This window comes from Bartonella sp. Raccoon60, assembly GCF_002022585.1.
Lineage (GTDB): Bacteria > Pseudomonadota > Alphaproteobacteria > Rhizobiales > Rhizobiaceae > Bartonella > Bartonella rochalimae.
In genome coordinates, this window is the sequence record NZ_CP019786.1 from 796,889 (window position 1) to 822,137 (window position 25,249).

Below are 25,249 nucleotides of genomic sequence, written 5' to 3' on the forward strand. Positions count from 1 at the left end.
GTTAATTTAATACTTGACCTTAGCTTTAGCTTGATCCAATTTGTCTTGCAGTGTTTGTTGAAGAGCTTCCTGATTTTTCTGTTCTTCTTTTTCACGTTCTTGTTCTTTTGATTGAGCATTTTCCGATTTCATAATAGAAGAAGCCTGAAGTTTTAGAGTATCTACTTGAAGATTAGCTTGAAGAATAGCCAACTCCCTTTGAAGAGCTTCTTTTTCTTCTGGTTTAAGAGTCTGTGATGAAAATTTGTTATTGATTTCTTGAATCTTTTTCTGATTTTCAACTGCTGAAGTATAAATAGATTCAGCTATTTCTGATGTGGGCCGACTATCTTCTGATAGGGGTGTTCCTTGTTGTGTGACATTTTGATAATATGAATCAACTTCTGTGCTTCCCGATTGCGATATTGCATGAGAGATAAAGCATAATGATAAAAACATAATCAGATATTTTTTCATTGGGTTTGTTTCCTTTTGTAAAATATAGGTAGCCATATATCCGGATTTGCTCCATATTCACTTATAATTTGGTTGACGAGTTCAACATTTCTACTTGTTCCGCTTAAGACAGCAATTTCGTTATCCATTCCACGTAAATTAAGTTCTGCAACAATGGAACTTTGGCCTTGTTTAATGAGAAAACGACGAGATTCCCTGCTTAATTCTGATTGGATTAGCTCAAATTCACGTTCAGTGAGTTTAAAGTTTTCAACATAATCATTGTAATTGGCTTTTTGATTTGGAAAAAACAGTTGGGTAGGACATTGCTCAATGATTGTGTGAGCAATTGTTGAATTCAAAGCATCTCTGGGGCTTTGTGTGGCAAAGAGCATCATGCCATTTTGTTTACGAATCGTTTTGAGACGATCTTGAGTAAAAGCTTTAAATGAATCATCTTCAAGGGCTTTCCAGAATTCATCGATAACAATAATGATACGTCGACCATCAATAAGATCGAGAATGCGGTTAAACAAATACATCATCAAAGGGCGACGAATTTCTTCATTATCTAAGAAATCCGTCATGTCATAACCTATAAATTGAGCATCTAAATTGAGATCATCGTGATCATTATCAAAGACCCACCCTAAAGCATTACCTTTGATCCAACGTTGTAAACGTATGGCAATACCTTCTGTGGAAGTATTATCAAAAAACAGTTGAAGCGCACTGAGGGAGCGTTGTGATAGAGGAAGACTTTCTAAGGAATTAATCGCTCTAGCGATATCCTGCCGCTCTTGTTCTGTTACTGTTTGGCCATCCGCGGTAACTAATTTTAAGACCCAGTGCTGAAGAAAGAGTTTGTTTTTTTCAGTGTATTCCATCCCTTTTAATGGAGCAATACCAATAGGTTGACCATTTTTCAGAGGCTTATATTTGCCTCCTCCAGCACGAACAAAGATCTCTGCTCCTTGATCTTTATCAAAAAAGACTATTGTTGGGTTGTGTTTTTGCAATTGTGCAAGAAGAAAATTAACAATGACTGTTTTTCCAGACCCTGATGGACCACATACAAAGGTATTACCAACATCACCAAAATGAAAATTAAAATAATAAGGAGAGCCAGCCTGTGTTTGTAATAAGGCGACGGCAGAACCCCAAACATTACCTTTGAGTTTGCCAATAGGAAAGGAATGGAAGGGGGATAATGCTGCAAAATTCCTGCTGCTAATAGCTCCAGAACGTGCTCGATAGTTAAAGTTCCCAGGAAGTTGTGCCCACCATGCTGCTTCTAACCCTAAATCTTCTCTGGCTATAACGGCCCCACCATTAGTAAGGTATGAACGGGCTTTCGACAGATATTCTGTCAATTCTTGTGGACGATCAGAAAAAACAGCTAAAGAGAGATGATGTTCTCCCAAAACAAAACGATTCGATTCTAAATCATCAAGGGCCTCATCAAGGCCATCAATTTGTGAGCTGGCACGATCAGCTACATTAATCATTTGATTTTGTTTACGGCTCATAATAGCGCTTGCAACTGCTTTACTTTTAAAAACAAAGGATTGCGTTAAGATGAATTCAAAGGGCGCCGTCAACAAGCCATCTGTCATACCAGGACGCGTTTTAGAAGGATATTCTTTCCATCCAAACATACCAACAAAGCGTTCATTGCTTTCATGACGAATTTCAATAATTTCTTTGCCGAAAATAACACGATCTGAATAAATCGTTGAGGCAATAGTACCAAATGTAAGGGGTATGCGCTCACGCCTTCCTCCCACCAATTGATGAAGAAATTCACTTTGCTCAGAAAATACAACATCATTGTATTCGTAAGTAGATAAAAGCCGTGCTCCATAACACTCCAGACCTTGTATAAGATCTTGACTTAACTCTTCAATTTTCCGAATAGCTTCAGAATCTGGTTCCGATTGCATCTTCTTTGCTTGCGTTAAGCGGTGAAAAAAAGAAGCTAACTGTTCAGTTTTATCTGCTGCAGGATTCCAGATAACCGAAAGGAATAGATCATTTCGATAAAGATCTTGCAAAATCATTTTTTGTTTGTATTGCCGATCTAAAGCTGTTGCAAAAGATGAAGAAAATTGACTCTCTGGGTAAATTTTTTCGCGTCGGCGAATGATGTGAGAATATAAAGCGACACGTTCATCTGCTATATTTTTCAAAAGCGTGTTTAATTGGGTATGTAAAGAATTTAATTGGCTGATATCTGCAGTATCAAAATTGATTCCTTCGATAGAAATCACTGTCATCAAGCAACGGGAGTCTAATGCAATCACATGCTGATTGACATGACGAACATAAGGAATAAATTCCTCAGGTAGAGATTCCCGTTTCATCACTGACAGTTGTCTCACTTATTTTAGCTCCTTGTATGTACGGACAAGACGGAGAGGAGACGTAGATCCTCCACCCCATCTTGTCAGGTTTTTTTGTTTCCCTCGAGTATTGAGCCACGCGAATAAAACACGAAATTGGTTATGATCGCGTTTTGTGATTTCGCGTAAAATAAAATGCAAACCAACTCCAAGACCGATCATTGAAAAGCTGCTTGTTATGATAAAAAGAGTAGATGTTGCCATGACATTTAAGGCCATTGCTTCTACGGTAACACCTGCAAACATCGCTGGTCGTGTGCAAGCAAGAAAAAGAGTATCTTCATTCATTTATGATGAACTCCCCATTAATAGCGTAACAAGAGCCGAAGCACCAAAAACAATACCAATACCAAGAACACAATATGCTGCTTTGCGTAAATCAATAACACCATACATCCAACCAATACCCACAGCGGCAACACAGATCGTTGCAATGAGCTTCGCTGTTGTCCCTGTCATCATTGTAACAATATTCCGCAAAACCGTATCAAGATTTCCCATACCGGCAGCAGCAGAATTAGCATACGCAGGGGTTAACACTGCAAACATTGATAAAAGTAGCGCAAAAGCGATATAATAAATATGCTTAGATATAATGTTTGGCATTTAATCTCCTCTTCAGAAAGAATATTGATTACAAACTGACATCATATTACTTTTACAAATTTAAAAACCTTAAAACTACAGGCCTACAATTTTAAGATTCTTTAATCGCAAGTGTTCTACTAAACTATCACAAAAATTCTTTACTAGAATTCCCCGACTAAGAGACAGAAATTAATCAAATCTATAACCAAAAAGCCTAACGTAGATATTGTTATTTTATCAAAATGACAATATCAAGAGCGTAAAATAATGTTTTTCTTTGCAAAATGTGTTTAATTTGCAACAAATGCTGTTGAGACACTTTCTTTAAGATCTAGGAAAAAAGCAGAGATGCATAAAAAATTATAGGATATAGAAACAATAAGGATTGGGCAAATGCGATTTAAATCGATTATTCTTGTCTACATTATCTGCTCTATAGGAATATGGATAATAAGCCAAAACCATTACAAAACAGATCTAGATATTCTCGAACCATTAAAAATGCAAGAAAACCAAGATACAATGGAGATCAAGATCGAACAAAATAAGCACTATGAAACAAGTGTGCCAAAAAAATTAGAAGAAAATGACCCAGGTCTCAATTGGATCAATAGCGATTCAAATAATCATGAAGGTGTGTTTAATGGTATCGCATCTGTGACTAGTGGTGTCACATTTAAATTAATAATTCCTGCTGAACAACCTCAGCATAAACCTATCGTCCGAAATATTCACTTATATGGTGTAGATACATGTGCACCCCGTCAAAAAGCAAAATTAGATAATCAAGAATGGCCATGTGGAGCTGTCACAACAGCATGGCTGGTCACAAAAACTCTAGGACATAACTTATCTTGTAAACAAGCTGTTATAGAAAAAGAAACTCACTATGCTCAGTGCTTTGTGCAAGGAGTCGATCTAGCAGAAATAGGGCTTGCAGAAGGCATGCTGATCCTATCAAAAGACAATAAACATTCAGTTCCAACAACATATTTAAGTGCTGAACAAAACGCCTATAACAATAAAATTGGCCTTTGGTCTAGCAACTTTACTGAGCCTATACAGTGGCGCAAAAAGTATGGAACCTATAACCCTTCCGATAACTACCATCAGTTCATGTCTGAATCAAAATAAAATGCAGAAATATTCCATTAAACTTCAAAATACAAAAATAAACCAAACATAATTTTTGAAAAATAGTCTAAACGCGTAATGATAATAATCTTCTCATCGCTAGTTTCAAATGATCTCCTAATAAACATGCCTTATAAAAATCTATTTGATAGAAGGATAATCCTCTAATGAGAATGCTCTAGCATTCCATCACAATCAAACAAAAATTTTCATTCTTATATTAAACAGAATAATACATATCAAATTCAACGGGATGAGGGGTTGTTTCATAGCGCAGAACTTCTTTTAGCTTTAATTCAATAAAGGAATTAATTTGGTCATCATCAAAAACATCGCCAGATTTAAGAAAATCGCGATCTTTATCAAGAAATTCAAGTGCTTCGCCTAGGCTTCTAGAAACTGTAGGAATGTCTTTGAGCTCTTTCGGTGGCAGATCATAAAGATCTTTATCCATAGCTGGACCAGGATGTATCTTATTCTTTATACCATCTAGACCAGCCATAATAAGCGCTGAAAAGGCCAAATATGGATTCGATGATGCATCCGGAAAACGAATTTTCATTACTTGCCTATAACTATTATGCTTAAATAGCTGATTGGCTTGATAAATAGCATCCCACACAATATAGGTAAAAGTACAAATGGAAATCACTTATCTGTTAATCAAAAAGGTAACCACATATTTCTTGACTTACATAACAAAGTAATAACAATCATTCATCTGCAAGAATATCAGAATTTTTTTTGCAATCTTTTAGCCATACATCATAAATAGGATGCTCAACAGCATTTAAGCCAGGACTATCTGCAAACATCCATCCTGTAAAAATACGCCGTGTTTTTTTCTCCAATGTCATTTCACTAACTTCAATAAAACTAGTAGTACGAGCTGGTTCATTTTTAGAACTTGTATAACACACTCGCGGTATTACTTGCAAAGCACCATATTGATAAACCTGACCGATATGAACTTCAAAACTAGTAACCTGCCCCGTAATTTTATCAAGACCTGTGAAAATAACAATTTCATTGCTAATACGTTCAGCTTGTACAAAACTAACTGTAAATAAAACCGCTATACCCCCTAATAAAAAAGTATAAAAAAAATACTCAAATTTTGATAATAAAAGCTTCATAATATCAAATTAATTACACCTGACAAAAATCATTACAAACATAACCAAAGAAAAAATACACCTATTACTCCTCAGGTAACCATGCATCATAATCTTCACGAGCATAAAAGTTTCCATGATTATAAGCAATAGATCCTTTTGGCCGGTAAGCTTCACTTGTACCCGTCATATTTAAAATATGCGATTTCTCCCAACTATATGATTGATAATTTTCTTCCGTAGGTGGTACATTACAACGGTGGTGAATCCATCCATGCCAACCTGGAGGAATACTAGAAGCCTCAGAATAATCTTTATAAATCACCCAGCGGCGTAAATAGCCATCCTTATGGCGACTACCTTCATAATAAACATTACCAAACTGGTCTTCTCCTATACGTTTACCATGGCGCCATGTAAAAAAGCGTGTATTAATAGTATTACCATTCCACCATGTAAAAATTTGCTTGAAAAAACCAGACATTTCTTCTCCTATTTCTTTCGAATCCTCATAAGATCATTCCAACAAGAATAAATTTATTATGATACTTAGAAACATCAATCGCAGTTGAACCAAATAACTAACTATTAATCTGTACGAATTATATCATAAGTTAATATCATACTTACAGGATTTTCATCCTGATATATTAATCTATCCCAAGCTTACTTTTAACTAATTTATTAACTGTTTGAGGATTTGCCTTACCTTCTGTTGCCTTCATTACCTGTCCAACAAACCAACCAATCAAAGCAGGCTTCTCTCGTGCTTGAGAAACTTTATCAGGGTTATTGATAATAATTTCATCAACAGCTCTTTCAATAACTCCTGCATCCGTTACCTGCTTCATACCACGCTTTTCTACAATCTGATGTGGATCTCCACCTTCATTCCAAATAATTTCAAATAGATCTTTTGCAATTTTTCCAGAAATAGTTCCATCTTTGATAAGATCAATAATTGCTCCCAATTGGTTTGCTGTAATCGGAGTATCTTCAATATCACGATTATCTTTATTTAAAGCGCCTAAAAGATCATTGATCACCCAATTAGCAACCATCTTTCCATCCCGCCCATGTGCTACTTCTTCGAAATAATCTGCAATTGCTTTTTCTGTTACAAGAATAGAAGCATCATATGCGGTTAACCCCATCTCATTGATAAAGCGCGCCTTTATATCATCAGGTAATTCAGGTAATTCTGAAGCTAAAGTATCTACAAAAACCTGATCAAGCTCTAACGGTAAAAGATCAGGATCAGGAAAATAACGATAGTCATATGCTTCCTCTTTTGAACGCATAGATCGTGTTTCACCTTTTGTTGCATCAAAAAGTCGAGTTTCCTGATCTATTACACCCCCATCTTCTAAAATTGCAATTTGGCGACGTGCCTCATATTCAATTGCTTGTCCAATAAAACGAATCGAATTAACATTTTTAACTTCACAGCGCGTTCCAAAAGGTCCACCAGGACGGCGAACAGATATATTTACATCTGCACGCATAGAGCCCTCATCCATATTCCCATCACAAGTACCCAAATAACGAACAATTGTACGTAATTTTGTCATATAGGCTTTTGCTTCTTCTGATGATCGCATATCTGGTTTAGAAACAATTTCCATAAGAGCAACACCTGAGCGATTAAGATCTACAAAAGACATTGTTGGATGCTGGTCATGCATAGACTTTCCAGCATCTTGCTCAAGGTGCAACCTTTCAATCCCAATTTCAATATCCTCAAACTGACCATTCGAATCTGGTCCAATAGATACAACTACTTTCCCTTCACCTACGATAGGATACTGAAATTGTGAAATCTGATACCCCTGCGGTAAATCTGGATAAAAATAGTTTTTACGATCAAAAACAGATTTTAAATTAATTTTAGCTTTTAATCCTAAACCAGTTCGAACAGCTTGACGAATACATGCTTGATTAATAACAGGCAACATACCAGGCATAGCTGCATCAACAAGTGACACGTGATTATTCGGCTCAGCTCCAAACTTAGTTGATGCACCTGAAAAAAGCTTTGAATTTGATATGACTTGCGCATGAACTTCCATGCCAATAATAACTTCCCAATCACCTGTAGCTCCAGAAATAAAACGCTTAGGATCAGGAAGACGAGCATCAACAATTTTCATTATCAACTCACTATCAACATTTCAAATACACCCAATGGCTAACCTAAAACCATTGCCAGAGCAAGCCTAGAATACACATCAAAAAATAATTTATCAGAACTATTTTATTAGCATAAATTTTAACTTGTTTTAGAGATTTTCTTTTTAGTTGAAGCCTTTTTTATACCTTTTTCTTTTACTGCCGATTTTTTCTTGGCAGAAGTCTTGTCAGTTAAACCTGCTTCATCATATTCTTTCATCAACTCTTCAATTGTCACTTTTTTATCTGTTATTTTTATCTGTGTAAGCAAATAATCAATAACTTTTTCTTCAAAGATTGGAGCACGCAGATTAGCAACAGCTTCTGGTGTGCGGCGGAAAAAATCCATCATTTCTTTTTCTCGTCCAGGATATTGGCGAACTTGTTCAAAAACTGCAGCCTTTAATTCATCTTCACTTACTTGAACTCCAACTTTTGTACCAATTTCAGAAAGTACTAAACCAAGCCGAACACGACGCTTCGCAAGCATGCGATATTCTTCTCGCGCTTGTTCCTCTGTGATGCCCTCATCTTCAAAACTTTTGCCCATCCTTTTTAAATCTTCATTGATATGATTCCATATATTATTAAATTCAATCTCTAAAAGTTGTTCAGGAATATCAAAACTATAATCTGCATCTAAAGCATCAAGAACTTGTCGCTTAATTTTTTGACGTGTCATAGAACCATATCGACTTTCAACCTGTCCACGAACGACTTCACGTAAGCGATCAAGAGACTCTAAACCAAGTTTTTTTGCTGCTTCATCATCAATTTTCAATTCATCCGGTTTAGCAACAGTTTTAACAGTAATATCAAACTCTGCATTTTTACTAGCTAAATGCGCAGCACTATAATCATCAGGAAATTTAACAGAAATTGTTTTTACATCACCTGCTTTTAAACCAATTAATTGCTCTTCAAAACCAGGAATAAACTGTTTCGAACCAAGAATCAGTTGTGCATCTTTATCAGAACCACCATCAAATGGGACGCCATCAATTTTCCCTAAATAATCAATTGTTATGCGATCATCTTCTTTTGAAGGACCATTCTTTTGCGAATAACTACGAGTAGAAGAAAGAATCCGCGTTACTTGCTCATCAACTTCTTGTTCAGGTATATCAGCAACTTCGCGAACGATTTCAATATTTTTGAAGTCTTTAACCTCAAATTTTGGCAAAACCTCGTACCTCAAACTAAAAACAAAATCAGCCTTACCATCTATAACTTTTTTATCTTCATCTATATCAATTTGCGGTTGCATTGCTGAATATTCATTACGCTCCGCTAAAATAGAACGCGGAGCATCGTTAATGATCTCATTAAGAATTTCAGCCATAAAAGATTTACCGTACATTTTTCGGAGATGATCAGATGGAACCTTACCCGGACGGAATCCTTTAAGTTTGATCTTACCTTTGGTATCATCCAACCGTTCATTTAATTTTGCTTCCAAATCTTTCACTGGAACCACAATCTTAATTTCGCGCTTCAGTCCTTCGTTAAGCATCTCAGTAACTTGCATCGAACAACCTTTATTTCTCTGAGGAGATAGATAAACCTACTCCAATAACAACAATAATTCTAACACTTTAAATGCTAGATCTAGATAAACGGACTTCGTATACACAGCTATCCGTAGCGCTTAAAGCTATTACTTTGGTGCGGATGGAGGGACTCGAACCCCCACGGTCTCCCGCCAGAACCTAAATCTGGTGCGTCTACCAATTTCGCCACATCCGCTCAAATTTATAAACAAAAACTTCATGTCAGCGGCGTTTCTATAGCATTCAATTCCAACCAATTAAAGAAAAAAAGCAAATGGGTATCCTTTATTAACTCAATAAATAATTCTTTTCACAAAATTATAGAGATAAAATTCATCCTTTTCAAAAAGGACTCCTTACACTAAAAAGTAATTCATGTTAAATAAATCAAAAACTCCAATCCATATTATCGGCGGCGGTCTTGCAGGCAGTGAAGCAAGTTGGCAAATTGCTCAATTAGGAATTCCTGTTGTCTTGCATGAAATGCGCCCAAAAAGAAAATCTGATGCTCATAAAACAGATAAACTTGCAGAGCTCGTCTGTTCAAATTCATTTCGTTCAGATGATGCATCAAAAAATGCTGTAGGACTTTTACATGCTGAAATGCGATTAGCCAAATCTTTAATCATGAAGGCTGCAGATAGTAATAAAGTACCAGCTGGAGGTGCACTTGCTGTTGACCGTGATGAATTCTCAAAAACTGTTACAGAAACACTTGAAAAACATCCTCTTATAACCATACAACGCAAAGAAATTCATGAGATTCCCGAAAACTGGCATAATGTTATTATTGCCACTGGTCCTCTTACCACACCAGAATTTTCTCAAGCAATACAAGCAATAACTGGAACAGAAGCGCTTTCTTTTTTTGACGCTATTGCACCCATTATTTATACTGAAAGTATTAATATGGACATTTGTTGGTACCAATCTCGATATGACAAAATTGGTCCTGAAGGAACAGGAAAAGATTATCTTAATTGTCCTCTTGATCGAGAACAGTATAAAATTTTTGTTGAAGCATTGATAAGTGGAGCGAAAGTAGAATTTCGTGAATTTGAAAATATATCCTATTTCGATGGATGCTTACCAATCGAAGTAATGGCTGAACGTGGACTTGAAACTCTAAGACATGGTCCTATGAAACCTATGGGGCTCACCAATACTCATCACCCTACAATCAAACCATATGCTATTGTACAATTACGTCAAGATAACAAGCTGGGTACGCTTTACAATATGGTCGGCTTTCAAACAAAATTGAAATATAGTGAGCAAACACGCATCTTTAGAATGATTCCTGGCCTTGAAAAAGCAGAATTTGCACGCCTTGGTGGCCTTCACCGCAATACATATCTCAATTCACCAATCCTTCTTGATGAAAGTCTTCGTTTAAAACAAAAACCACAACTGCGTTTTGCTGGACAAATTACAGGCTGTGAAGGCTACATAGAATCAGCAGCGATAGGATTGCTCGCTGGACGTTTTGCTGCTGCTGAATATAATCATGCTTGCCCTTCTTTACCACCCAAAACTACAGCATTTGGAGCTCTATTGAATCATATTACTGGTGGTCATATTGCTACTATCGAAAAAGGAAAAAAATCCTTCCAGCCAATGAATATCAATTTTGGCCTTTTTCCGCCTATTATTTCGACCAATGACTTAGAAAAACGATCACATAAAGAAAAAAAACAAGCTATAATTGAACAAGCTTTAAACGATTGTATTCAATGGTTAAAAAATAGTTTTTAACTGAACTATTGTATTTGATTATAATTACTACATTCGCTAATCTAATTTTTGATCTATTAAGTAATTTAGTTTATTGCTAAAAAATAATTTAAGATTGTTCATTTTGTTAACACATGTCTCATTTTTCACTATAATTCGCTATAAAAAGAAAATGTCGTAATTATATAAATATTAATACTCTAAATAATATATTTCTATTATTATAAAAACAATATTTAACAATAACTTATCTAAATATTTTAATATAATAAATGAAAGAACACGACTTGTCAGTTAGATACACTATCCAACATTAATAACGTTAGTAGAAACATCTACGCTTTTTTACACAAAAAATTAAGAAGCAAATTATCAATTAACTAAAAACAGCTATGATAATGATAAAAATAATTAAATAGATATTATCTCAATTACTGTTTAACATAAATACTCGAGTGATTACTTGAATTCCCACTACATAAATTAACACACAGTTCTTATATTTCACCCACAAAGCTAAACAATGTATCTCACAAACATGTACTAACTATTTCTAAGCATTTCTAAAAAAAACCGGTTTATTTATAAACCGGTTTTTTAAAAAGTAGTTTGAATTATTTATTATTAACAGCTTCTTTAAGACTTTTTCCTGCAGAAAATTTAGGTACAGAACGTGCAGGAATAGTGATTTCAGCACCCGTTGAAGGATTTCGTCCTTTTGTAGCAGCACGATGAGAAACTTCAAAAGAACCAAAACCTGGAATACGAACATCACCTCCTGAAGCTAAAGCTTCTGTAACAGAAGCAATAAAAGCATCAACAGAAGCGCCAGCTTGAGCTTTCGAGATACCTGCTTTTTCAGCAACTGAATTAACCAATTCACTTTTATTCATTAAACATTTCCTTTCCCTATATTGCCGAGTAATAAAATTTAATCAGCTATAAGTAATTTTATTGAAAAGTACAGGAAACAGAAGTGCTATTTTTCCTCAATGCATTGTTTTTTAGAAATAATCGTAGTTATTCACGGAATTTTTTCATTATCTCTCTAAAATAGACAAAATTACAACTTCCTAAATGGCTCTTTTGTGCTTTTTATAGCATAATTATAGCGCATAATGTGAATCAGTGCGCAACTAACATTCCCTCATTATCACTTTCTGGTTTAACAGTTTCAGATATTGTGGAAGATTCTGTCCATTCAATAGGTTCGGGAAAACGAATCAAAGCGTGTTTAAGAACTTCACTTATATGAGTTACCGGAATAATTTCCATGTTATTTTTGACATCATCTGGAATATCAACCAGATCCTTCGCATTTTCTTCAGGAATAAGTACTTTCTTGATTTTCCCTCGAAGAGCCGCAAGCAGTTTTTCCTTTAATCCACCAATCGGTAACACACATCCACGCAAAGTAATTTCACCAGTCATAGCAACATCTTTATAAACAGGTATCCCTGTTAACACTGAAACAATTGCTGTTACCATTGCAATCCCCGCTGATGGCCCGTCCTTAGGTGTAGCACCTTCCGGAACATGAACATGAATATCACGTTTATCAAAAAATGGGGGCTCAATACCAAAATCAGCAGCACGAAAACGCACATAAGACGCTGCTGCAGAAATTGATTCCTTCATAATATCGCGTAAATTACCAGTTACAGTCATCTTACCTTTACCTGACATCATAACGCCTTCAATGGTTAGCAACTCCCCACCTACTTCAGTCCAAGCAAGCCCTGTAACAACGCCAATTTGGTTTTCACCATCAATTTGTCCAAAACGATAACGCTTAACACCTAGGAAATCATTAATATTATCATCCCTAATTTCTATAAACTTTTGATCAGTCTTAAGAATTTTTGTAACTGATTTACGTGCTATTTTCATCAACTCACGCTCAAGATTCCGAACACCAGCCTCACGCGTGTAAAATTGAATAATTGATCTTATTGCATCATCAGAAACACTTAATTCTCTTTTAGAAAGAGCATGATCCTTTAACGCTTTTGGCAAAAGATGCCGTTTAACAATCTCCATCTTTTCACACTCAGTATAACCAGCAATACGAATGATTTCCATCCTATCCATTAATGGACCTGGAATATTCAGTGTATTAGAAGTTGTAATAAACATAACATTGGAAAGATCATATTCTACTTCTAAATAATGATCAATAAATGTACCATTCTGTTCAGGATCAAGAACCTCTAATAAAGCTGATGAAGGATCTCCACGAAAATCCTGTCCCATTTTATCAATCTCATCAAGCAAAAAAAGCGGATTAGATTTTTTTGCTTTTTTCATAGACTGAATAATTTTTCCAGGCATAGAACCAATATAAGTTCGGCGATGCCCACGAATTTCAGCCTCGTCACGAACACCTCCTAATGAAATACGAACATATTCCCGACCCGTTGCCTTTGCAATAGAACGCGCAAGGGATGTCTTTCCAACACCAGGAGGGCCTAACAAACAAATAATAGGACCTCGTATTCTTGATGATCTGCTCTGCACTGCTAGATACTCAATGATTCGCTCTTTGACTTTTTCAAGACCAAAGTGCTCATTGTCCATAACTTTTTCAGCAAAACTAAGATCATTTTTAATTTTTGATTTTTTATTCCAAGGAATAGCTAAAAGCCAATCAAGATAATTACGTACAACTGTTGCCTCTGCAGACATTGGAGACATATTACGTAATTTTTTGAGCTCTGCCCCAGCTTTTTCTCGCGCTTCTTTCGAAAGCTTAGTTTTTCTGATACGCTCTTCTAGTTCAGATAGTTCATCTTGCCCCTCATCACCTGCCCCTAATTCTTTCTGAATAGCCTTTAACTGCTCATTAAGATAATATTCCCGTTGATTCTTTTCCATCTGCCGTTTGACATGTGAACGAATACGCTTTTCAACTTGCAAAACGGAAATTTCTCCTTCCATAAAAGAAAGTACACGCTCAAGACGATTACGTATAGGCAATAGTGCTAGTATTTCTTGTTTTTCTGCAAGTTTAATAACTAAATGGGATGCAATAGTATCAGCAAGTTTAGAAGGATCACTAATCTGACTAACAGCACTGACAATCTCAGGAGAAATTTTCTTATTTAGTTTTACATAATTTTCAAAATAAGAAATCACTGACCGAGAAAGAGCCTTGATTTCAACATCATCATCTTTAGTTTCCTCTGCGATAGTTACATAAGCTTGAAGATAATCATCATTCTCAATAAATTGGTTAATTTTTGCACGTGCAGTCCCCTCAACCAAAACCTTTACAGTTCCATCGGGGAGTTTTAAAAGCTGAAGAATTTTAGCAATAGTACCAACATCATAAAGACCTTCTGAAGTTGGATCATCATCAGAAGCATTTTTTTGCGTAACCAGTAATATCTGGTTATCCATTACCATTGTCTTTTCAAGAGCACAAATCGACTTTTCTCGGCCTACGAAAAGCGGAACAATGATATGCGGGAAGACAACAATATCACGAAGTGGCAAAATAGCGTAAAACCCCTCTATTTCCTCGCCTGTCTTTTCATCAATATATTGCATATTTTTCCTTTCTAGAGCCTCTGACTCGCTCATAATACAAGTCACTCTTTAAAAAGCCAACTCTCTACAATAACTGAAATGATAATTATGGACCAATAAATCAAGTAATTACGCTGTTATATACAAAATATCTATACAAAAATAACACAATAGCTAAATTTATATTATAGATCACGCTGATACATTTTCTTTATTTTCTATATGATCTGAATAAATGTAGAGAGGACAAGCCTTGCCTTCAACTACATCGCTAGAAATCACCACTTCTTGAACACCTATAAGAGCCGGTAATTCAAACATAGTGTTAAGAAGTATCCTTTCCATAATAGAGCGTAAACCACGTGCACCAGTTTTACGTTCAATAGCCTTTTTAGCAATAACACGTAAAGCATCTTCATGGAAAACTAACTGAACATTTTCCATTTCAAAAAGACGTTGATACTGTTTCACTAACGCATTTTTGGGTTGTGATAAAATTTGAACAAGCGCACAAATATCTAAGTCTTCCAAAGTCGCTATAACAGGAAGGCGACCAATAAACTCCGGTATCAAACCAAATTTAATAAGGTCTTCAGGTTCTAAATCACGGAATATCTCACCAACACGACGCTCATCAGGAGCCTTAACAGCAGCAGAAAAACCAATTGAAGTCTTTTCACCACGTCCTGAAATAATTTTCTCTAAACCAGCAAAAGCTCCTCCACAAATGAACAGAATATTCGTTGTATCAACCTGAAGAAATTCTTGCTGTGGATGCTTACGCCCTCCTTGCGGAGGAACCGACGCTATTGTCCCTTCCATAATCTTTAATAGCGCTTGCTGAACACCTTCACCAGAAACATCTCTTGTAATTGAGGGATTATCAGCTTTACGAGAGATTTTATCAACTTCATCAATATATACGATACCACGTTGCGCACGTTCAACATTATAATCAGCAGATTGAAGTAGCTTTAAAATAATATTTTCAACATCTTCACCAACATAGCCTGCTTCAGTTAAAGTCGTTGCATCTGCCATAGTAAAGGGCACATCAACAATACGTGCCAAGGTTTGCGCTAAATATGTTTTACCACATCCTGTCGGTCCAACAAGAAGAATATTTGATTTTGCTAATTCAACATCACTACTCTTAGATTGATGAGCAAGTCGTTTATAATGATTATGAACAGCAACAGAAAGAACACGCTTTGCATGACGTTGACCAATAACATAGTCATCAAGAACTGTTAGAATTTCCTGCGGAGTAGGAACACCATCACGCGCCTTAACTCCAGAAGATTTATTTTCTTCACGAATAATGTCCATACAAAGCTCTACACACTCATCGCAGATAAATACGGTAGGCCCTGCAATAAGCTTATGCACTTCATGCTGGCTTTTGCCGCAGAATGAGCAATAGAGAGTATTCTTCGATTCGCTCTCGCTATTGCTAGTTTTGCTCATTTCACTTTCCTTTCACTGCGATATATGAATATTTTATCCATTTAAAGGTAATTTTTCTTAACTACAATTAAAAACATACATAATATCTTTAGGTAATTTTCTTTATTATTTTTACGAGATCGTATTTTTAAAAATAGCTATTTTAATGGCAATTCTTATACGCTTCACAAATTAACTGCCTTTTCTATAAAAACTCTTAATCTTTTTCTTCTTTTTCAGTTTCTGCACGATATTGTATAACATCATCAATCAAACCAAACTGTTTAGATTCTTCTGCTGTCATAAAATGATCGCGATCAAGAGTATTTTCAATCACCTCATAACTCTGCCCTGTATGTTGAACATAAATTTCATTCAAACGCCGTTTCATCTTTATAATATCTTGCGCATGCCGTTCAATATCTGAAGCTTGTCCTTGAAAACCACCAGAAGGTTGATGCACCATGATACGTGCATTCGGTAAGGCAAAACGGCGACCTGTTGCCCCAGCTGTCAAAAGTAATGATCCCATAGATGCAGCTTGTCCCATACACAAAGTAGAAACAGAAGGACGAATAAATTGCATAGTATCATAAATCGCCATACCGGATGTCACAACGCCACCTGGAGAATTGATATAAAGATTAATTTCTTTTTTAGGATTCTCGGCCTCTAAAAAAAGCAACTGTGCACAAACAAGCATTGCCATATTATCTTCAACAGGACCATTAATAAAAATAATCCGCTCCTTTAAAAGACGAGAAAAAATATCATAAGCTCGCTCACCACGATTAGTTTGTTCAACAACCATAGGAACTAAACTTAAGACTTTTTTTACTGGATCACTCATATCTTCACTTCCATTAATAACTAAGAATTGGCATTTACATTTTTAACAGCCTATCCATAGGCCAACAATGCTCTCTGACGCAAGTCACAATCAATTATGCTTCAGTAAGATTAAAATATTAATAGTTAAAATGATAATAATACCTACTCAAATAAACTCTGAGCACCAGAAATACGTGATACTGCCCAATGGTAAAAGCTTCCTTCTTGAGGTTTCTGAATTGTTTTTTCCTTTCTGTGAATATGAAATCCTATAAAGTTTGGATCTCTCATTGGTTCAACACCAAAAGCTGGATCAAAAATTCTTTCAGCTTTTCGTCCTGTCCAATAATAAAAAGTTTTTTTCTCCTTTGCTTCTTGAAAAAAACCATTCTTTTTCGCTAACCGTGAAATACCATCATTACCAAATATAGTAATTCCAATCCTTCCCGGTAAAACCGGCAATTTCCTTCTTCTCAGCAAAAATGGCATCCAAACACGACGTTTAAAACCTAACCAATGAGGAATAATCTCTACACCCGCCAAATAATCTTCAAATGCTTTTATAATAGGGTTATCAGGTGGTAAATAAAGTGCAGAGACTCCTACTCTTGCAGCGTTTTCTTTTGCTAACCAAACCTGACCTACTTCTGGATGGAACTGTTTAACAAGATAAACATCCGTATCTAACCAAACCCCTTTCTCATATTTCATTAACATAATGCGAAAAAGATCTGAAAATTGAACAATTGTACGACAAGGTTCATAATCAGGAAAATTGGGATCAAGACGATAAAATACTGAATGAGGCAAAATTGACTCGGCTTCATGCAATTCAACACCAACAGGTATATTCTCCACTTTTTCATAGCTGAAAAGCTTAACACGCTGACCAACCTTAACCATTGATGACAAACACAACCAATCAACTAGTCTCAATTGTTTTCCATACCAAAAAGTACAAATATCCATAATAATCTATCAAAAATATTCCAAGCTTACACGAAATAATTGTTCAACATCACGCACACTATCAGCAAGAGCGAAAATTACTACCCGATCACCAGGCAAAATACGTGTATCTCCTGAAAGCTGTATGACTGTCTCATCACGATAAATAGCGCTAATTCTCAAACCCTCTGGTAAATTAAGCTCTCTCAACGGTTTACCAACTAATAAAGATGTTTGCATTGCTTCAGCTTCAATAATTTCCGCAGCACCATTAAAAACAGAATGCACAGCGCGAATACGTCCACGACGCATTCGTTGTAAAATTTTTGATACAGTTACACTTCGAGGATTAAAATATGCATCCACACCAACCGCACGACTAAATTCTTGATAAGCCACATTATTAATCAACACCATGTTGGCCTTGCATCCTAATCTTTTAGCTATAATAGCGCTCAAGAGATTCACCTGGTCTTGATTGGTCAACGTAATCATTAAATCAGCTTGACCAATGCCAGCTTCTTGAAGAATAACTGGATCTAGAACATTACCATATAAAACAGTTGTTTTTTCTAGTTGGTCAGCAATAGTTAGTGCTCTTTCTTTATCTATTTCTATAATCTTCAACTTTATTTTATGTAATCGCTTTTCAATAGCTTGAGCCACATAAAGACCAATATGACCACCACCTACAATAATGATACGATGTGCTTCTTGTTCTTTATGACCAAAAAGTCTAAGTGCACGACGCACTTGATCACGAGCTGAAACAAGATAAATGATATCACCAACGCGTAATTGTGTATCTGAACACGCGATTAATAATTCTGAACCACGTTTAATAGCAGTAACGGTTGTTTGTAAATCAGGAAAAAGCTCTGTTAGTTGCTGTAAAGGCGTATTAATAACCGGACAGTCCTCCATACATTCTAAAGCTAACGCAACAACAGCATCATTACAAAAATAAAGAACATCTATAGCTCCAAGCAAAGTAATACGACGCAAAACCATTTCCCCAACTTCAACTTCTGGAGAAATAACCACATCAATAGGAATATTCTCTCTTGCAAAAAGATTCTTATAACGTGGTTCTAAATATGATTGTGAGCGAATACGGGCTATCTTAGTTGGAATATTAAATAATGAATGTGCTACTTGACAGGCTACCATATTGACTTCATCAAATAAAGTCACCGCAATCAACATATCAGCCTCATCAGCACCTGCTGCCAAAAGAACTTCAGGCCTTGAACCATGACCAATGATACATCTAACATCTAATGTATCACGAATTTTTTCAATTAATTTTGCTTCGGTATCAACAACAATAACATCATGATTCTCCGCAGCAAGACGTTCTGCTATCCCATAACCAACCTGCCCTGCTCCACAAATAATAACATGCATAACTTATGAAACTCCAAGCACCTTAAGCTTACGATGCAAAGCTGAGCGCTCCATACCTATAAATTCAGCAGTACGTGATATATTTCCGCCTAAACGCTCAATCTGTGTCATCAAATACCTTTTTTCAAATAACTCTCGTGCTTCACGTAGTGGTAAATCCATTATATTTTTATCTGTATCCATTTGAATATGGAGGATAGAATCATTAACTTCAGCAGGAAGTAATTCTTTTGTTATTGGTCCATCATCGTCACGCACAAGAATCAATAAGCGTTCAATATTGTTGCGTAACTGACGCACATTACCCGGCCAAGTATGCGTTTGCAAAATAGTTATAACATCATTACTAATTTCACGAGGTTTAATACCAACTTGCTGCGATATCTTTTTAACAAAATGATGTACAAGTTCTGGGATATCTTCACGGCGTGCAGAAAGCGGTGGAACAACAATAGGAACAATCGAAAGTCGATGAAATAAGTCTTCTCTAAATTGTCCATTAGCAATGAGACGCTCAAGATTTTGCGCTGTAGAAGAAATGACACGAACATCTACTTTTACACGTTTTGTGCCACCAACTCTTTCAAATGTCTGATTCGTTAATACCTGAAGAAACTTATTTTGAATTTCACGCGGCATATCAGCAACTTCATCAATATACAAGACTCCGCCATGCGCTTCTTCTAATGCACCAATCTTGCGCTCCTCTCTTTCCAATTCACTACCAAATAATTCTATTTCCATTCTTTCAGCAGTAATTGTTGAAGCATTTATTGTAATAAACGGGCCATTAGAACGCGCTGAAAGTGCATGAATAGAGCGAGCAACCATCTCTTTTCCTGAACCAGAAGGACCAACAATCATAACCCGACTGTTAGTGGGAGCTACTTTTTCTATGACTTGGCGCAAATGCTTCATAACATTAGATGTTCCAAGTAATTCCGGTGTTTCAATTGACCGCTCTCGTAATTCTGAAAGCTCACGCTTTAATTGTGAATTTTCAAGAGTCCGCTCTGCAACTAATAGGAGTCGGCTAGCTTTAAAAGGTTTTTCAATGAAATCATATGCTCCCCGTTTTATAGCAGAAACAGCTGTTTCAATATTACCATGACCGGAAATCATAATCACCGGAATAGAAGGATATTGAACTTTGATTTCATCCAACAACGCTAAACCATCAAGACGACTTCCTTGTAACCAAATATCTAAAAAAATTAACTTTGGAACACGTTCACTAATTTGTGTTAATGCTTCATCAGAGTTACATGCAACACGCGTTTCATAACCTTCATCATCCAAAATACCAGCAACAAGTTCACGAATATCGGCTTCATCATCAACAATTAAGATATCTGATACCATCTTTACTCACCTATCTCATGATTTGTGCTCTGTGTAACGCTTTTATACTCTGTTTTATCGACTGGAAATACCATGCGAATCATTGCACCACGGCCTTCATAAAAATTTTCTAACGCATCATGCAATTCCATGTAACCACCATGATCTTCAATGACTTTACGTACAATGGCTAACCCCAGCCCTGTGCCCTTCTCCCGCGTTGTTATATAAGGTTCTAATAATTTATGTCTTTGCTCTTTAGGAAATCCTTTACCGTTATCAATAATCTCAACAACTAAACACTCTTCTTGACGATAAGAGCGTATCAGAATATGACCGCAAACACTTTTTTCTCGCGCCACAGCATCAATTGCTTCACTCGCATTTTTGATAACATTGCCAAAAGCCTGAACAATAAGACGATTATCAAACGCACCTATCAGCGGTACATTTCCTAAATCTTTCTCAAAATGAATATCATGACGAGTAACTTCTATCAAGAAACAGGCTTCATGCAATAATTCCCGTATATCTAAAATACGCATTTGCGGTTTCGGCATACGTGCAAAAGAAGAAAATTCATCGACCATACGCCCAATATCTCCCACCTGCCGAATAATCGTATCAATACACTGATCAAAAACTTCTCGATCCTGTGTGATAATTTTGTTATAACGTCTACGAATACGCTCAGCTGATAACTGAATAGGTGTAAGAGGATTTTTAATTTCATGCGCAATACGGCGGGCAATATCTGCCCATGCTGATGAGCGCTGCGCTTCTACAAGATCTGTAATATCATCGATTGTTAACACCCATGACTGTTCCTGTCCATCATTTTCTTCCATTGTCATTTGCACATTACAAACACGCTCTTGTCCTGCAACTTTTAAAGTCACTTGCTCACGATAATTCTTACGCCCTAATGAACAAGCAAGCTTAAAAACCTGTCCAATTTCAGAACTTAACGGTACAAGATTACACCCAATAACTTGCTCAGAACGAATACCAAACATTGTTTCAATAGACCGATTAATAATTGTAATATTGCCATTAACATCAATCCCAGCCACTCCTGCTGTTACACCAGATAAAACAGCTTCAGAAAATCGTCGTCTCTCATCAATTTGATCACGAACTGCAATCAGTTCATTACGCCGGCTTTTAAGCTCACTAACCATATAATTAAAAGTCTTTGACAACTGTCCAATATCCCCATCTCTTGCACGTACTGGTACAAAAACTTCCATATTGCCAGAAGCAACATCATCAGCTGCGCTAATAAGAAGCCGGATAGGACACACCAAACGATCAGCAACAGCGATACCAGTCCAAATAGCGGACAGGAATAAACTTAAAAAAAGGCATAAATAAAGCATCCCAAATGCAATTTGGGTCGGTAGCCGATTTTCATTCAAATCACGATAACGGTCTGTATTAACCTCTGTCAAACGCAAGGCAGACAAAACACTTCGATCAACATCACGCACCAAATACAAAAATGTATTTGAAATATTGTTAAATTTCAAAATAATACCAAAATAATCATGAACTCCTGGCTGAAAAGAGAAAGGCCTTGCACTGGTTGCTTGACCAATGAGATAAGGTGGTGGAATAGGGAGCTGTTCCTCATCACCAAGATCACTTGATGCAAAAATAGTTCCATCTGAGCTTAATAAAAAAACACCCCGAAGATTACGCCCTACAGCATGACGTGTCAATTGCATTCGATATTCAGCTGGATTACGTGCCAAAAGTCTTTTATCATCCAGTGCTAATGCCATAGCATAGGATAAATTCTTTAAATTTTGAAGCATTTCATCTGCATAAGCATTTGCTAAATCAATAGAAGAACCTACAATTTGTCGAGTCGTCGTATCAAACCATCGATCAAGACCTAGATTAAGAGCAGGCCCAGATACAAGAGCAACGGCAACAGCTGGCAATGTTGCAACAAGCGCAAACAAAGAAATAAGCCGTACATGAAGACGCGAACCAGCACGCCTTAATCTCCAAGCATGAATAATAGGAATTACCTCATACAAGACAATGACTATAAGTCCCAAAATCCAAATACTATTAATAGCTATAAAAAATAATGTTACAGCCCTATTGGGAACAATAGGCGTTAATCCAATAAGAATAATAAATGAGATAGAAGCAGTCAGCAAAGCTAATACAATAATTGTAACACCCAAGAACGTATACACACTGTTCAAACGCCGCGACTCATCTTTAGAGATATTTTGATCTATACCTTTGGGATTCGTTACGAATGTTGTATTCATAATTACCTTACAATACTTTCTTTACTGCTCTCATATAAATCCTTATGTCAAAAATTGACAATACTATGATTTAAAATATAACTAATCTAAAATTAAGAAAGAGCTTCCACATTTTTCATAGTCACTTTAAAAGTGGTTATATTATTCAGGGGATATTTCATAGGATTTGCAATGCGATTAACCAAACAAACAAATTATGCACTCCGGATGCTCATGTATTGTGCCTCTAATCAAGAAGCACTAAGCCGTATTCCTGAAATTGCTAACACATATGCTGTTTCTGAACTTTTTTTATTCAAAATCCTTCAACCATTAGTCGAAGCAGGCTTTATGAAAACAGTAAGAGGACGTAATGGCGGTGTTAAATTAGCCAAACCTGCAACAGAGATTTCAGTAGCTGATGTTATTAAGATAACAGAAGATAACTTTTCCATGGCAGAATGCTTCGATAATCAATCAAGTAATTGTCCACTAATAAATTTCTGTGGTTTAAATATTGTATTGAAAAAGGCTTTAGACTCTTTTTTTGATGTATTATCATTAACATCCATTGCTGATTTACAATTATTATCCTCTCAACCTCAATTTAAAATTGATAAAGGAAAAAGCAAACAACTCACTAATTAAAATGAAATTTCAAAAGGAAACTCGATATTTCTATTGCAGCCATAATATTAGCTGCCGGGCGCAGCAAAAGAGCAGGATCTTCACAAAATGGCCCTAAACAATACCGGATTTTAGGACAAAAACCGGTTATTTATCATACTATAAATTGTTTTTTACAACACTCCTCTATTACAACTATCGTTTTGGTTATCCATCCAGATGATCGTCAAATATGTGAAAACGCTATAGCTGATTTGAAAGAGCACCTCATCATTGTTGAAGGGGGTGATACACGCCAAATATCCACTTTACATGGACTAAACGCACTCAAAAATATCAAACCAGAATATATTCATATTCATGATGGTGCACGTCCCTTTGTAGAAAAAAAGCTTCTTGAACAAATACATACTATTGTTAATCATCGAGAAGGTGTACTCCCCATCATTCCTATCTCAGATACCCTTAAACGTTTAAGTAACACAGGCCATGTTTTAGATACAATCCCACGAACAAATCTTTATACTGCACAAACGCCACAATGTTTTCCATTTGAACTCATTTTAGCAGCTCATGAAAAAGCAAGACAATCTAACCAACAAAATTTTACTGATGATTCAGCAATCGCTGAATGGTTTGGAATCCCTATGCGAACGGTTCCTGGAAATCCGAATAATATAAAAATTACGTGGCCAGAAGATTTTGAAACTGCCTATTCATATTTACAAAAGAGGACGCAAATGTTCCCTGATATCCGTACTGGACATGGTTATGATGTCCATGCTTTCGAAAAAGGTGATTATCTCACTTTGTGTGGCATAAAAATCCCTTTTAAACAGAAATTAAGTGGACATTCTGATGCTGATGTTGCTCTTCATGCTTTAACAGATGCTCTTTTAGCAACTCAAGGAGCAGGAGATATCGGAACGCATTTTCCTCCTTCTGATTCTCAATGGAAAAATGTATCATCGGAAGTTTTTCTACGTTATGCCATTAATATAATTAAGCAAGCAGATGGCCGTATTGCTAATGTGGATATTACTTTGATTGCTGAAGAACCTAAAATTAATCCTTATCGTCATATAATGACAGAAAACCTTAGCAACATACTCAAACTTTCAACTAATCGCATCTCTATTAAAGCAACGACCAATGAAAAGCTTGGTTTCATTGGTCGTGCAGAAGGCATTGCAGCTCTTGCAGTTACTACAGTTATTTATCCGGGAGAAACTCCACGATGACATACCTTTGTGAAACACTGGCGAAGACTGTCCTTAAAGCTTGTCGTGAAAGAAATTTGCTCCTAACCACTGTAGAATCTTGCACAGGAGGGCTTATTGCTGCAAATCTTACCAGCATTGCAGGATCATCAGATGTATTTGACTGTGGATTTATTGTTTATTCAAATGAATCTAAAATTAATCTTGTTGGCGTGTGCCCTGAACTTATTAAAACATATAAATCGGTCTCAAAAGAAGTTGCTATTGCAATGGCTGAAGGTGGACTGAAATACTCACGAGCTTCAATTTCAGTTGCTGTAACAGGCATTGCTGGACCTGGAGGAGCATATTTAAATAAACCAGTAGGACTTGTCCATTGTGCGACAGCTTATAAAAATCACGCAACTATGCATCAAGAAATGCGTTTTGAGAATTCTGATCGCAATATTATTCGCCATAAAACTGTTGAAAATGCTTTAAATCTTATTCTTAGATATTTCTCATAGC

The 25,249-nt window shown here is 36.2% G+C and carries 21 protein-coding genes, 1 tRNA gene and 1 pseudogene; 5 read left to right on the top strand and 18 right to left on the bottom strand.

Features of this window, described 5'->3' with window-relative positions; translation table 11 throughout:
• Positions 1-6: 6 nt before the first annotated feature.
• The 4 genes from Bra60_RS03535 to Bra60_RS03550 are packed head-to-tail and all read right to left on the bottom strand — an operon-like array spanning position 7 to position 3,443.
• The gene (locus tag Bra60_RS03535) at positions 7-456 is read right to left on the bottom strand and encodes a type IV secretion system protein VirB5 (protein ID WP_194285020.1); all 450 of its coding nucleotides are present in this window, start codon (positions 454-456) and stop codon (positions 7-9) included.
• On the bottom strand, positions 453-2,807 hold the full coding sequence (locus Bra60_RS03540) for a VirB4 family type IV secretion/conjugal transfer ATPase (RefSeq protein ID WP_194284831.1): 2,355 nt from the start codon (positions 2,805-2,807) through the stop codon (positions 453-455). The genes Bra60_RS03535 and Bra60_RS03540 overlap by 4 nt, the downstream gene beginning before the upstream one ends.
• 9 nt (positions 2,808-2,816) lie before the next feature.
• Positions 2,817-3,125, bottom strand: coding sequence for a type IV secretion system protein VirB3 (locus tag Bra60_RS03545; RefSeq protein WP_035006340.1), 309 nt, complete (start codon positions 3,123-3,125; stop codon positions 2,817-2,819).
• The gene (locus tag Bra60_RS03550) at positions 3,126-3,443 is read right to left on the bottom strand and encodes a TrbC/VirB2 family protein (protein WP_078688185.1); all 318 of its coding nucleotides are present in this window, start codon (positions 3,441-3,443) and stop codon (positions 3,126-3,128) included.
• Between the two features lie 375 nt (positions 3,444-3,818).
• Here Bra60_RS03550 and Bra60_RS03555 point away from each other — a divergent pair, with 375 nt between their 5' ends.
• Complete coding sequence (locus Bra60_RS03555; RefSeq protein ID WP_078688622.1) at positions 3,819-4,559, top strand: hypothetical protein; 741 nt, start codon at positions 3,819-3,821, stop codon at positions 4,557-4,559.
• 220 nt (positions 4,560-4,779) lie between these two features.
• On the opposite strand, the pseudogene glnA reads toward Bra60_RS03555, so the two are convergent.
• The 6 genes and pseudogenes from glnA to Bra60_RS03585 form a co-directional block, all read right to left on the bottom strand.
• Positions 4,780-5,121, bottom strand: a pseudogene (gene glnA / locus Bra60_RS03560) (glutamine synthetase); the annotation flags it as partial.
• Between the two features lie 151 nt (positions 5,122-5,272).
• The gene (locus Bra60_RS03565; RefSeq protein WP_078688631.1) at positions 5,273-5,695 is read right to left on the bottom strand and encodes a DUF2155 domain-containing protein; all 423 of its coding nucleotides are present in this window, start codon (positions 5,693-5,695) and stop codon (positions 5,273-5,275) included.
• Between the two features lie 64 nt (positions 5,696-5,759).
• Positions 5,760-6,158, bottom strand: a complete 399-nt coding sequence (locus tag Bra60_RS03570) for an NADH:ubiquinone oxidoreductase subunit NDUFA12 (RefSeq protein ID WP_078688632.1) — start codon at positions 6,156-6,158, stop codon at positions 5,760-5,762.
• Positions 6,159-6,324: 166 nt separating this feature from the next.
• Positions 6,325-7,824 carry an Asp-tRNA(Asn)/Glu-tRNA(Gln) amidotransferase subunit GatB gene (gene gatB / locus Bra60_RS03575; protein WP_078688633.1) on the bottom strand — a complete coding sequence of 500 codons (1,500 nt, stop codon included), beginning with the start codon at positions 7,822-7,824 and terminating at the stop codon, positions 6,325-6,327.
• Between the two features lie 119 nt (positions 7,825-7,943).
• Positions 7,944-9,371, bottom strand: coding sequence for a trigger factor (tig, locus tag Bra60_RS03580; RefSeq protein WP_078688634.1), 1,428 nt, complete (start codon positions 9,369-9,371; stop codon positions 7,944-7,946).
• Between the two features lie 135 nt (positions 9,372-9,506).
• A tRNA-Leu gene (locus Bra60_RS03585) sits at positions 9,507-9,589 on the bottom strand.
• A 179-nt stretch (positions 9,590-9,768) separates the two neighbouring features.
• On the opposite strand from Bra60_RS03585, the gene trmFO reads away from it, so the two are divergent.
• The gene (gene trmFO / locus Bra60_RS03590; protein ID WP_078698082.1) at positions 9,769-11,148 is read left to right on the top strand and encodes a methylenetetrahydrofolate--tRNA-(uracil(54)-C(5))-methyltransferase (FADH(2)-oxidizing) TrmFO; all 1,380 of its coding nucleotides are present in this window, start codon (positions 9,769-9,771) and stop codon (positions 11,146-11,148) included.
• Between the two features lie 593 nt (positions 11,149-11,741).
• Here the strand turns inward: trmFO and Bra60_RS03595 are convergent.
• From Bra60_RS03595 to Bra60_RS03630, 8 genes are all read right to left on the bottom strand, one after another.
• Positions 11,742-12,020 carry an HU family DNA-binding protein gene (locus Bra60_RS03595; RefSeq protein ID WP_035007353.1) on the bottom strand — a complete coding sequence of 93 codons (279 nt, stop codon included), beginning with the start codon at positions 12,018-12,020 and terminating at the stop codon, positions 11,742-11,744.
• A gap of 232 nt (positions 12,021-12,252) precedes the next feature.
• Positions 12,253-14,676, bottom strand: a complete 2,424-nt coding sequence (lon, locus tag Bra60_RS03600; protein WP_078689045.1) for an endopeptidase La — start codon at positions 14,674-14,676, stop codon at positions 12,253-12,255.
• 171 nt (positions 14,677-14,847) lie between these two features.
• Positions 14,848-16,122, bottom strand: coding sequence for an ATP-dependent Clp protease ATP-binding subunit ClpX (clpX, locus tag Bra60_RS03605; protein ID WP_078688636.1), 1,275 nt, complete (start codon positions 16,120-16,122; stop codon positions 14,848-14,850).
• Positions 16,123-16,318: 196 nt separating this feature from the next.
• Positions 16,319-16,951 (bottom strand): ATP-dependent Clp endopeptidase proteolytic subunit ClpP, encoded by a 633-nt coding sequence (gene clpP / locus Bra60_RS03610; protein WP_035007350.1) that lies wholly within the window; start codon positions 16,949-16,951, stop codon positions 16,319-16,321.
• Between the two features lie 143 nt (positions 16,952-17,094).
• Positions 17,095-17,901 carry a hypothetical protein gene (locus Bra60_RS03615; RefSeq protein WP_078688637.1) on the bottom strand — a complete coding sequence of 269 codons (807 nt, stop codon included), beginning with the start codon at positions 17,899-17,901 and terminating at the stop codon, positions 17,095-17,097.
• Between the two features lie 9 nt (positions 17,902-17,910).
• Positions 17,911-19,287 (bottom strand): Trk system potassium transporter TrkA, encoded by a 1,377-nt coding sequence (gene trkA, locus Bra60_RS03620; RefSeq protein ID WP_078688638.1) that lies wholly within the window; start codon positions 19,285-19,287, stop codon positions 17,911-17,913.
• Between the two features lie 3 nt (positions 19,288-19,290).
• The gene (gene ntrX, locus Bra60_RS03625; protein ID WP_078673808.1) at positions 19,291-20,649 is read right to left on the bottom strand and encodes a nitrogen assimilation response regulator NtrX; all 1,359 of its coding nucleotides are present in this window, start codon (positions 20,647-20,649) and stop codon (positions 19,291-19,293) included.
• 2 nt (positions 20,650-20,651) lie between these two features.
• Positions 20,652-22,916, bottom strand: a complete 2,265-nt coding sequence (locus Bra60_RS03630) for a sensor histidine kinase NtrY-like (protein WP_078688639.1) — start codon at positions 22,914-22,916, stop codon at positions 20,652-20,654.
• A gap of 171 nt (positions 22,917-23,087) precedes the next feature.
• Here Bra60_RS03630 and rirA point away from each other — a divergent pair, with 171 nt between their 5' ends.
• The 3 genes from rirA to Bra60_RS03645 are packed head-to-tail and all read left to right on the top strand — an operon-like array spanning position 23,088 to position 25,248.
• The gene (gene rirA, locus Bra60_RS03635; RefSeq protein ID WP_035007342.1) at positions 23,088-23,543 is read left to right on the top strand and encodes an iron-responsive transcriptional regulator RirA; all 456 of its coding nucleotides are present in this window, start codon (positions 23,088-23,090) and stop codon (positions 23,541-23,543) included.
• 26 nt (positions 23,544-23,569) lie between these two features.
• Positions 23,570-24,763, top strand: coding sequence for a bifunctional 2-C-methyl-D-erythritol 4-phosphate cytidylyltransferase/2-C-methyl-D-erythritol 2,4-cyclodiphosphate synthase (locus Bra60_RS03640; protein WP_078692381.1), 1,194 nt, complete (start codon positions 23,570-23,572; stop codon positions 24,761-24,763).
• Positions 24,760-25,248 carry a CinA family protein gene (locus tag Bra60_RS03645; RefSeq protein ID WP_035007339.1) on the top strand — a complete coding sequence of 163 codons (489 nt, stop codon included), beginning with the start codon at positions 24,760-24,762 and terminating at the stop codon, positions 25,246-25,248. The genes Bra60_RS03640 and Bra60_RS03645 overlap by 4 nt, the downstream gene beginning before the upstream one ends.
• Position 25,249: the final 1 nt, after the last annotated feature.

Coding starts and splice junctions, on each gene's coding strand:
- Bra60_RS03535 (WP_194285020.1), bottom strand. CDS start 456: ATGAAAAAATATCTGATTATGTTTTTATCATTATGCTTTATCTCTCAT.
- Bra60_RS03545 (WP_035006340.1), bottom strand. CDS start 3,125: ATGAATGAAGATACTCTTTTTCTTGCTTGCACACGACCAGCGATGTTT.
- Bra60_RS03550 (WP_078688185.1), bottom strand. CDS start 3,443: ATGCCAAACATTATATCTAAGCATATTTATTATATCGCTTTTGCGCTA.
- Bra60_RS03555 (WP_078688622.1), top strand. CDS start 3,819: ATGCGATTTAAATCGATTATTCTTGTCTACATTATCTGCTCTATAGGA.
- Bra60_RS03565 (WP_078688631.1), bottom strand. CDS start 5,695: ATGAAGCTTTTATTATCAAAATTTGAGTATTTTTTTTATACTTTTTTA.
- Bra60_RS03570 (WP_078688632.1), bottom strand. CDS start 6,158: ATGTCTGGTTTTTTCAAGCAAATTTTTACATGGTGGAATGGTAATACT.
- gatB (WP_078688633.1), bottom strand. CDS start 7,824: ATGAAAATTGTTGATGCTCGTCTTCCTGATCCTAAGCGTTTTATTTCT.
- tig (WP_078688634.1), bottom strand. CDS start 9,371: ATGCAAGTTACTGAGATGCTTAACGAAGGACTGAAGCGCGAAATTAAG.
- trmFO (WP_078698082.1), top strand. CDS start 9,769: ATGTTAAATAAATCAAAAACTCCAATCCATATTATCGGCGGCGGTCTT.
- Bra60_RS03595 (WP_035007353.1), bottom strand. CDS start 12,020: ATGAATAAAAGTGAATTGGTTAATTCAGTTGCTGAAAAAGCAGGTATC.
- lon (WP_078689045.1), bottom strand. CDS start 14,676: ATGCAATATATTGATGAAAAGACAGGCGAGGAAATAGAGGGGTTTTAC.
- clpX (WP_078688636.1), bottom strand. CDS start 16,122: ATGAGCAAAACTAGCAATAGCGAGAGCGAATCGAAGAATACTCTCTAT.
- clpP (WP_035007350.1), bottom strand. CDS start 16,951: ATGAGTGATCCAGTAAAAAAAGTCTTAAGTTTAGTTCCTATGGTTGTT.
- Bra60_RS03615 (WP_078688637.1), bottom strand. CDS start 17,901: ATGGATATTTGTACTTTTTGGTATGGAAAACAATTGAGACTAGTTGAT.
- trkA (WP_078688638.1), bottom strand. CDS start 19,287: ATGCATGTTATTATTTGTGGAGCAGGGCAGGTTGGTTATGGGATAGCA.
- ntrX (WP_078673808.1), bottom strand. CDS start 20,649: ATGGTATCAGATATCTTAATTGTTGATGATGAAGCCGATATTCGTGAA.
- Bra60_RS03630 (WP_078688639.1), bottom strand. CDS start 22,916: ATGAATACAACATTCGTAACGAATCCCAAAGGTATAGATCAAAATATC.
- rirA (WP_035007342.1), top strand. CDS start 23,088: ATGCGATTAACCAAACAAACAAATTATGCACTCCGGATGCTCATGTAT.
- Bra60_RS03645 (WP_035007339.1), top strand. CDS start 24,760: ATGACATACCTTTGTGAAACACTGGCGAAGACTGTCCTTAAAGCTTGT.